6 protein-coding genes and 1 pseudogene are annotated in these 8,243 nt (G+C 59.7%); all 7 read right to left on the reverse strand.

The genetic code is table 11. From position 1 onward, the window contains the following. The coding region (locus tag Q0964_RS15530; RefSeq protein ID WP_299269322.1) for an NUDIX hydrolase at positions 1–356 on the reverse strand (356 nt) is incomplete at its 3' end. Between the two features lie 161 nt (positions 357–517). Then, positions 518–1,381, reverse strand: a complete 864-nt coding sequence (locus Q0964_RS15535) for a glycosyltransferase family 2 protein (protein ID WP_299269324.1) — start codon at positions 1,379–1,381, stop codon at positions 518–520. Positions 1,382–1,463: 82 nt separating this feature from the next. Next, the gene (locus tag Q0964_RS15540) at positions 1,464–3,458 is read right to left on the reverse strand and encodes a sensor histidine kinase (protein ID WP_299269326.1); all 1,995 of its coding nucleotides are present in this window, start codon (positions 3,456–3,458) and stop codon (positions 1,464–1,466) included. Next, on the reverse strand, positions 3,455–4,570 hold the full coding sequence (locus tag Q0964_RS15545) for an FIST signal transduction protein (RefSeq protein ID WP_299269328.1): 1,116 nt from the start codon (positions 4,568–4,570) through the stop codon (positions 3,455–3,457). The genes Q0964_RS15540 and Q0964_RS15545 overlap by 4 nt, the downstream gene beginning before the upstream one ends. Positions 4,571–4,629: 59 nt before the next feature. Then, positions 4,630–5,826, reverse strand: coding sequence for a glycosyltransferase family 4 protein (locus Q0964_RS15550; RefSeq protein WP_299269330.1), 1,197 nt, complete (start codon positions 5,824–5,826; stop codon positions 4,630–4,632). A 5-nt stretch (positions 5,827–5,831) separates the two neighbouring features. Continuing rightward, positions 5,832–7,253, reverse strand: a complete 1,422-nt coding sequence (locus Q0964_RS15555) for a sulfatase (protein WP_299269332.1) — start codon at positions 7,251–7,253, stop codon at positions 5,832–5,834. A gap of 69 nt (positions 7,254–7,322) precedes the next feature. After that, positions 7,323–8,243: pseudogene (locus Q0964_RS15560) on the reverse strand (hypothetical protein); the annotation flags it as partial.

Genomic DNA, 8,243 nt, shown 5'->3' on the forward strand with positions numbered 1-8,243 from the left:
GGAAGCGCCGACGGGTCGGCGTACGTCACTCCGACGATATCTTCCGAGAGCACCGGCGACGGATCACCAGTGAGTCGAGCCCTGAACACGCGGTAGTTGGTAGTCTGTGGACACGTCTGGTGGGTGTACGAACACACACCAATCTGCGATCCGAAGTTGGCCCCACATGCGAGTTCTTCGTCGATTTCCCGCGAGAGTGCGCCGACATCTGACTCTCCGGCCTCGACACCGCCACCCGGAAGTGAGTGGTAGACTGAGCCGTCTGCCCGCCGTTCACGCGTGAGAAGCACAGTATTGTCGTCGACGATCACGGCTTTGACACCTTGACGGCTCGTTTGTTGCTGAGCGACTGCCATACATACACACACAACTACTACTGATACAGATGAGTGGTAACCTCAAGCATACGTGCCGATGTTTTCCGAAGGTTACACAGATTCGAGCCGCCGTTACCGCAGTCGCCGCTGGAGAATAAATCGACCAAGGTAATACAACCACGAGCTGACATATAGGGACGTTACCGAAAAGCACCGACGAGAGAGCCCATCACTGACGTCGTGCCACGCGCTTCTTCGAGCATGTAGCGAACGTGGCGCCACCCATCTTTGAAACTATCGAGTTTCGCTTCACCGACCCGGGGATGATAGGTGATTGGGATTTCCTCGACGTGGAGTTCGGCCCGAGCAGCACCGATGAGCATCTCAGAGGCGAACTCCATGCCGGTCGTCGACGGGTCCATCTCCGCCAGGGCGTCCTGGGTGAACACGCGGAATCCAGAGTGGGTGTCCGAAAAGTCGGACCCAAAGAGGGAATTAAGCATCTTCGTCAGCAGTGGGTTGCCGATGTACTGGTGAAGCGTCGGCATCGAGCCGGGGAGAATCTGTCCGTCTAGCCGTGAGCCGATAACAAGATCGGCGTTGGTCTCATGCATTCTGCTGACTAGCTTTGGCAACTCGGTAAAGTCATACGTCGTGTCCGCGTCTCCCATCGCGATAATGTCTCCTCGGGCGGTCGCAAAACCGTCGAGGTATGCTGCACCGTAACCGTTTCGCTCCGGTTCGGTCACGACTGCGCCGTAGCTCCGGGCGATATCCGGGGTTGCGTCGGTCGACGAATCTGCGACCACAATCTCACCGGGAACACCCAGTTCCCGGAACGCAGACAGCACAGCTTCGATACAGATAGCGATTCCCTCTTGCTCGTTTAGCGTCGGGATGACTACGGAGATAGTCGGATCGGTTGCCGAGTCAGGACCACAGAGTGTCGCCTGATCTTGGGCAGGTGCCGATTCCGACTGCGTGTCCGCGGTTGGCTGTGGTGGCGTTTCAAGCGTGTCGGTCGTCGTCTCGGATTGGTGCCGTGCGGGCTGTCGTCGCGACATACTAGCATCAATGAGCCATACCCATAACGATGGCCGATAGCCTCTGTCTCACCCCACACGGTGAGGTCGAGACCACGGTCGCTCAGACAGATGCTGGGAGACAGAGGTGGACGATGGTCCCGTCGCCCGGCGTTGATTCGATCCAGATAGCGCCGTCGTGGTCGCTGACGATTCGCTGACTCAGCGTGAGTCCCATGCCGGTTCCATCCCCGTCGTCTCGTCCGAGTCGCTCGAACACGTCAAACGCTTGGTCTGCCTGATTGGCCTCCATCCCGACGCCGTTGTCTTCGCAATAGAGGTGGTGCCACACGGTGTCGTCATCAAGAGAGTGGTCACCCGGAACTGTCGTGTCTCCTGTTTCGAGACCCACGTGTACGCGAGGATGCGCCGAGTCGTTGTACTTGATACCGTTGTGAACGATGTTCTGGAACAGTTGTACGAGCAACTGCTGATCGCCCGCCACCGTCGGGAGTGACTCGGCGGTGACTGTCGCACCGGCGTCATCGATGGGGACGGTCAGGTTCAGTTTCGTCTTCTCGAACACTGTATCGAGTGAAATCTGTTCAGTTTCAGAGTCGGTAGTCTCAACTCGGGAGTACTGTAACAGGGCGTTGATCATCGCCTGCATCCGGCCAGCTGCGTCGACGGCATTCCCGATGAGGGAGTACGCCTGCTCATCGAGCGTCTCACCTTCATCGTAAAGGTCTGAAAACAGTGTCAGATAGTTGCTCACCGACCGTAGCGGTTCCTTCAGATCGTGGGACGCGGCGTATGCGAACTGCTCTAGTTCCTGATTCGATGCTCGTAACTCGCGGCGAGTCTCCCGGAGTTCGGCCTCACGGTTGGCCTGTGCGGTAACGTCTCGGTACATCCAGAGATTCGCATTCCCAGCCTGGACGCTGTACGGGACATAATCCCACTCGAATTTGCGTCCATCGGCCAGCGCTAGTTCCTGCTTCTCGACGCGCTCCGATGCTTCGAAGACGTCGTTGACCCGCTCGAGAAACTCGTCGGGATTCGCAAGCGTGTGTTTGAAGCTTTCTAGCGCAGCTTCACAGTCTGTCCCGACGAGCGTCTTGGGATCTCCCGTCCGCTCAAAGAGGTCCAGCAGCCGCTGATTCACCGACTGGATGTTGCGTTCTGGGCCCTCGACCAGGATTCCCGCCGGGAGGTTGTCGAGTACTGTCTGCAGCAAGGTGTTCGTCTCTTCGAGTTCCTGCTCGCGCTTTTTTTGCTTAGTGATGTCGGTTGCAACCCCTAACACGGCATCACCGTTCGTGTCAATCGGGTCGTAGGGAATCTTCACCGTCTCGACGGTGCGCTCACGTCCGTCAGCCGTCGTAAATGACTTTTCGGGGATGTGTTTCGAGTTGCCGGTTTCGATGACCGCTCGATCTTCGGCGTCGTGACGGGTGGTTGATCGTGTCAGCGTGGAAAAATCGGGTTCAGTGTTCCCTTCAACCTCCTCGACGGTCACGCCGTACGCGTCAGCGAAGCTTTCGTTCGCGAGCAGGAATCGTCCAGCAGTGTCCTTGGCAAACACATGCTGGGGAAGCAGATCGATGATATTTCGAAGCGTCTGTCTTGCCTGTTGAACCGACTGTTTGGCAAGACGGTGACGACAGGCGGCAGCCAGTTTACGATTCAGCGGGCGGAGTTCGGAGCGAAGTGGCCGCGACAGTGGTGCGTCGGATCTGATCAGCAGCAACACACCAAATCCGGGCAGGTCGAACAGATGATAGTGGCTGCTCCCATTTTGTCCTGTTTTTGGAAGTGCCTGCTGAAATGCAGTGTCGGCTGCGACTGTCTCCCCGCTGGGAATGCAGTCGCGTGCGAGGTCGAAGCTGTTGGTTCGGGTCGGGTTCTTCGGGATGCTGTCGACCCGCTCGTAGCTGACCTGGCCGGCCGCTGTTTCCTGGCGCCGGAAAATTGCGCCGGCCGAACAGTTCAACCGTCGCAGATACGAGCTCAGTGCGGTCCGGGCGACGTCAGCCAGTGTTTTACCTTGCCCAATCGATAACGAGAGTTCATACAGTACCTGCAGTTGCTCCGGCGATATCGAAGACCGCTGGCTCATAGCTCCTCGAGTACACCAACCACGGCGGTTTTATTGTACAGTTCCATAGGTCCGCTACCGGAGGTAGCGATCTCGCCGATAGTGAGGGCACCAACGACTGGGGTTGGGCTGCTCTCTTCGACTGCAGCGAGTTCGCGCCCGAACTTTTCTTCGAGATACAGCACCCGTGAAATACAGTCGAAAAAGAGCGTCGCTCTGTCCCCCTCAGGAGAGCTTGCAGCGTCGTTTGCTGCCGTAGCTGCCGTCCGGGCCGCATCGACGAGCGAATCCGGGACGCCCTTGAGTATGTGGACGAACGACCCTTCCGGGATATCGCCGAAGCATCTGAGCGCACCGTCATCGGTTACCTCGAACGGGTCACGGACGATCTTCTCGGTCTCGAAACGGCTTATCGCCAGTGGATACGACTTGGCTATCTCGAAGAAGTTGTCAGCTGTCAGACTGGCTTCGATGTCCTGCTCAACGACATCGCGGTAGACTGCGAGCGCAGTGTCATCACCGAGGCGCTTGACAATTGGCCCGTCCGCATCGGTCACGCGAAACGGGCCGGCGAACTCCTGCCAGCCGTGGTTCACGCCGACCGTTCCCGCCGTCTGCAGCGCAGCGACGAGTGCCGCATCTTCGACCAACCCGTCGTTCGTGAACAGACACGGCTGTTGTTCCATCGAAAGTGCGCCCGCGCCGCCGCCGAGTACAGTCAACTCCGACCCGTACGCGTCGAACAGTGCGGTAACGAACTCATTCGTGCGTTCCGCGAACGCATCAGTGAACACGAACGCCGTCTCGTAGCCATTGGTTAGCAAATTCGGGAGTTGGTCGGTGTACTGTTCGTCCGGGTCGCTCAGCCCGTCAACACGCGTAATCGCTGGCGTCTCACCGAGGCCGAGCAGGAGTGTCCCGCGCTCGCGGGCGGTTCCATCGACGATTATCTGTGGAAAGATGCCACCAAGTACCGGAACCGAGAGCGTCGTGAGGTGTTCGTCGAGCGCTGTATTTTGTGCCTGATCTGCGACCGTCCCAAGCACTACGAGACTCTCTACAGTAGGTGACCCAAGCAGTGTGTCGATGGCCGAACCGGGCGCTTCCTCCGGGAGGAGATACTTGTACTCCATGAGATGTTAATGATTCGTTACAGGGGTGGTCGGTACTTTATACATTTGGCCAGTGGGCATCAGTCCGATAGGGGTGCTGTCTCAGGCTGGATTTCCGCGGACTGCGGCGCGATACCGTGGCCCCCGAGTACCGATTGGTAGACCGAAAGCGTCTGTGAAGCGATGTTGTCCCAGTCGAACCGGGCGGCACGAGCTTCTGGGTTGGCCGGAACAGCCCCACCGGAGAGTGTGCGCGAGAGTGCCTGTGAGACCGAGTCGACCGTCGGTTGGACGGCCAGACCCGCATCACCGATTACCTCCGCCGCAGCACTCCGGGGATGGTCCGCGGCAACGACTGTACACCCTGTTGCGAGCGCTTCGAGGTACGTTATCCCGAACCCTTCACGCTCCGATGGCGAACAGAACACGTCTGCTGCATGCATGTGCGCAAGTACATCATCATACTCTGAGAGGAAGCCGAGAAAGTCAATTCGATCCCGACACATCATCTTATCGGCCAACTGCTCGAGACGGGCTCGTTCCGGACCGTCCCCAATAATGCCGAACCGAATATCGGTGTCGTTGCGTGCGGCCCGAGCGAACGCTTCGATGGCGACATGGACGTTCTTTTCGGATATCAGCCGACCAGCGTAGAGGACGTCGTATCCCTCGGAGACTGGCGAGATGGCGGTGATTTCGTCGACATCGATACCGTTCGGAACGATCCGCGTTTCGTCGCGTGGGACGCCGATATCGTCGAGCCGCCTGGCGGTCAGGTCGGAGATAGCGATCGGATGCTGACCGACCCGGGCAGTGAGTCGCTCGGCCAGTTTGCCAAACGGTGCGAGCCGGCCAAGGTACTCTTCCCAGTAGTCGAGCCAGACCTCGTGCCAGGTGGTTACGAGCGGGGCCGCGTTTTTTCCACTGAGCCCGCGTGACAGAGCAGCCCCGAGGACTGGGAAATACGGGAACACCGATGCGTGGACGATATCGTGTTCGGTAAATGCCTTGCGAAGGGCTGGGGCTGTCCGGACCCCGAACCCGAGCGCTTCGGTAATTGACCGACGGTCGTCGGTGTACAACTCCATCCCCGGTGCAATCGCTCGGTACTGGATGCCGTCACGTTCGATCTCTTCGGGTCCGTCCCAGTAGTGGCGACTGTACTGTGTGACCCGGTGGCCGTCGGCAGCGAGCCGACGAGCGATTTCGTAGATTCGTTTCTCCGCACCTCCGGTGACGTCCGGATAGACGACGTTCGAGACGAATGCGATGTCCATCCGTCTCACTCCTCTACGTATCCGAGTGCACGAAGGCGGTGTTCGACATCGTTCTCCTCGCTGCCGTGTCCGGATTCTGCTCGCTGTTCATCGGTAGACCCCTGATTGCGATAGCCGTGGCTGCCGACGTGTTCGCGAAGACTCCCAGCCAGTGCCTGCCGAGCGCCTGATTCGATGGTGCAGTCGCCGGTCTCGCTGTCGACCGTCGCGTGTGCAGTTCCGCCAAGCTGGTAGGCAGCGTAGCGCTGGGTGCCGGTGGCTTCGCCCTCGCCGCGGGCCTGTGCGAACACGACTCGGTCTGCGTTCGGGTTGTCGACGGTCTGTGAGAGTGATATCGCTGGACCGTCGTAGGAGACGTCGAAGACAGACGCAACTGTCGGGACGACGTCCATCGTACTCACTGGCGTCTCGACGACGTGCTGGCTGCCGACGCCCGCGCCCGCCGCGATGAGCGGAACGTGAGTCAGTTCGTGTGGAAGCTGTCGCGGGTGCTCGTAGTACCCGTGCTCGCCGAACGCCTCACCGTGGTCCGCAGTAAGCAAGATGAGAGTCTCGTCGGCGATCCCGAGTCGCTGTAGTCCGGTGAGTAGCTGGCGGAAGCTCGCATCGAAATATCGGAGTTCAGCATCGTAGAGGTCTATGAGCTGTTGCCTCTGGTCTGCCGTAATTGACTCCGGTCGTTTGATCGCCTGTTTGTACAGTTTCGCGGCGTCGCGTGAGGAAATCGGGTCCGCGCCGTACCGTTTCCTGAACTGCTCGGGTGGCTCGTACGGCCCGTGGACGTCCATGTAATGCAACCAAGTGAACGTCGATCGGCTACCGTCGACGGCCTGTGACTCCAGGAACGAGAGTCCACGGTCGGTAATCGTCTCCGCACGGGCGTAATGTCGGTTGCGAACTTTGTCGAGTGCGCGTTGTGCGAGTGCTGTGAGCCAATGTGACCCGATGAACATGTCGTCGTCGAAATGGTCGAATCCGTCAGCGAACCCGAACCCCTCGGAGACGAACGGGTTCGAATGGATGCCGGCTGACCGAGCGGTGGTTCCCTGGAGTAGCTTGCCGATTGTCGGGGTGTCGCGCCGGAACCCATCGGTCGTCGCGACGCTTGGGTACTGCCCGGAGAGCAACGACGGGACTGCTTCGCGGGTATGCGAACTCGGACTGTGTGCGCGCGAGAACCGAGTTCCGGCAGCAGCGAAGGCGTCGATCGTCGGCGACGTATCCCGATGATAGCCGTGACAGCCGAGATGGTCCGCACGCAGTGCGTCGACCGACACCAGAACGACGTGCTCCGGTGCAGTCGTGTCGAATGCACTCTGTGTGTCGGCGCTATCGAGTATCCCACTGAGGGGCTCTGTACTCGGGCCGCCAGTCCCGGTTGGAGAGTCAAGTTGACCGCCCGATTGCGTTTCGCTACTTTTGCTCATACACCACACCAACACGGGAGCCTACACTATCGGCGGAGAACGTTGAGGTAACGACCGACAGTCACCCTCTCACAGCGAGTTGGAAGTCAGTAACTGCTCGATGGTTTCGATGCACTCTTCGGCGGCATCATCGGTGACGGCACTCCGCCCAAACGCCGCCTGTTCGAACTGGTCACGGACAGTATCTAACCCTGTCTCGTCGCCGTCCGCTTCCAATGCTTCGAGCGCCTCACGGTAATCGGTGGCGTCGATGGGGTCGCCACAGTGGGCTGCCACCGACTCGACGGTCGCGACCACGGCTGCATCGGCCGCACCCGCCTGGAGGTGGTCCCGGGCTCGGTCGAGTCGAATCGCGTCCATCGTGGGACTGTCAGTCTGGCCGCCAGCGGCCCCGGTCGGTGTCACCGACTCCGCCGGGTCGCCGCAATCGAACGCCGTGTCACCACCGTCTGTCTGCAACGTGCTCTGTTCCCGCGCGGCAGGCTCGGGGTTGCTCTCTGTGGCTGCTGAATCGTCAGAACCGAGACGCTGGTATCGAATCAAGCCGACGAGAAACAGGGTTATGAGGACGAACAGTGGTATGAGCATGAACCATGGGGTTCCGAAACCCGCACCGCTCATGAACGTCACGTTGTCACTCACCACCGACTCCGGGGTACTCGTTTCTGTGCTCCGTGGCGTTGGGTCTGTCTCAGCCCCGCTACTGGCCGTTGATACCGTTTCAACCCCTTCGTTGGCTGTAACTGTCGTCGCTGTCTCAGCTGACTCGTTAGTCGTCGCTGCCGTCGTCGCATTCGCGTCCAGGGGCTCTGCAGCGGGTACCGCAGTCTGCTGGCCCGCCCCGCTCTCGGTTCCCGCTGGCGAGGAGTCGTTCGAACTCCCGTCGGTTGTCGGGACCGTTTCCTCGACGACGACGACATCTGTCTGTGCAGCGGTAACTGGTTCGGGACAGCCAAACACCCCACACCAGAGGGTGTCGACGCCAGTCAG

Origin of the sequence: Halorientalis sp. (assembly GCF_028275115.1) — an archaeon.
Lineage (GTDB): Archaea > Halobacteriota > Halobacteria > Halobacteriales > Haloarculaceae > Halorientalis.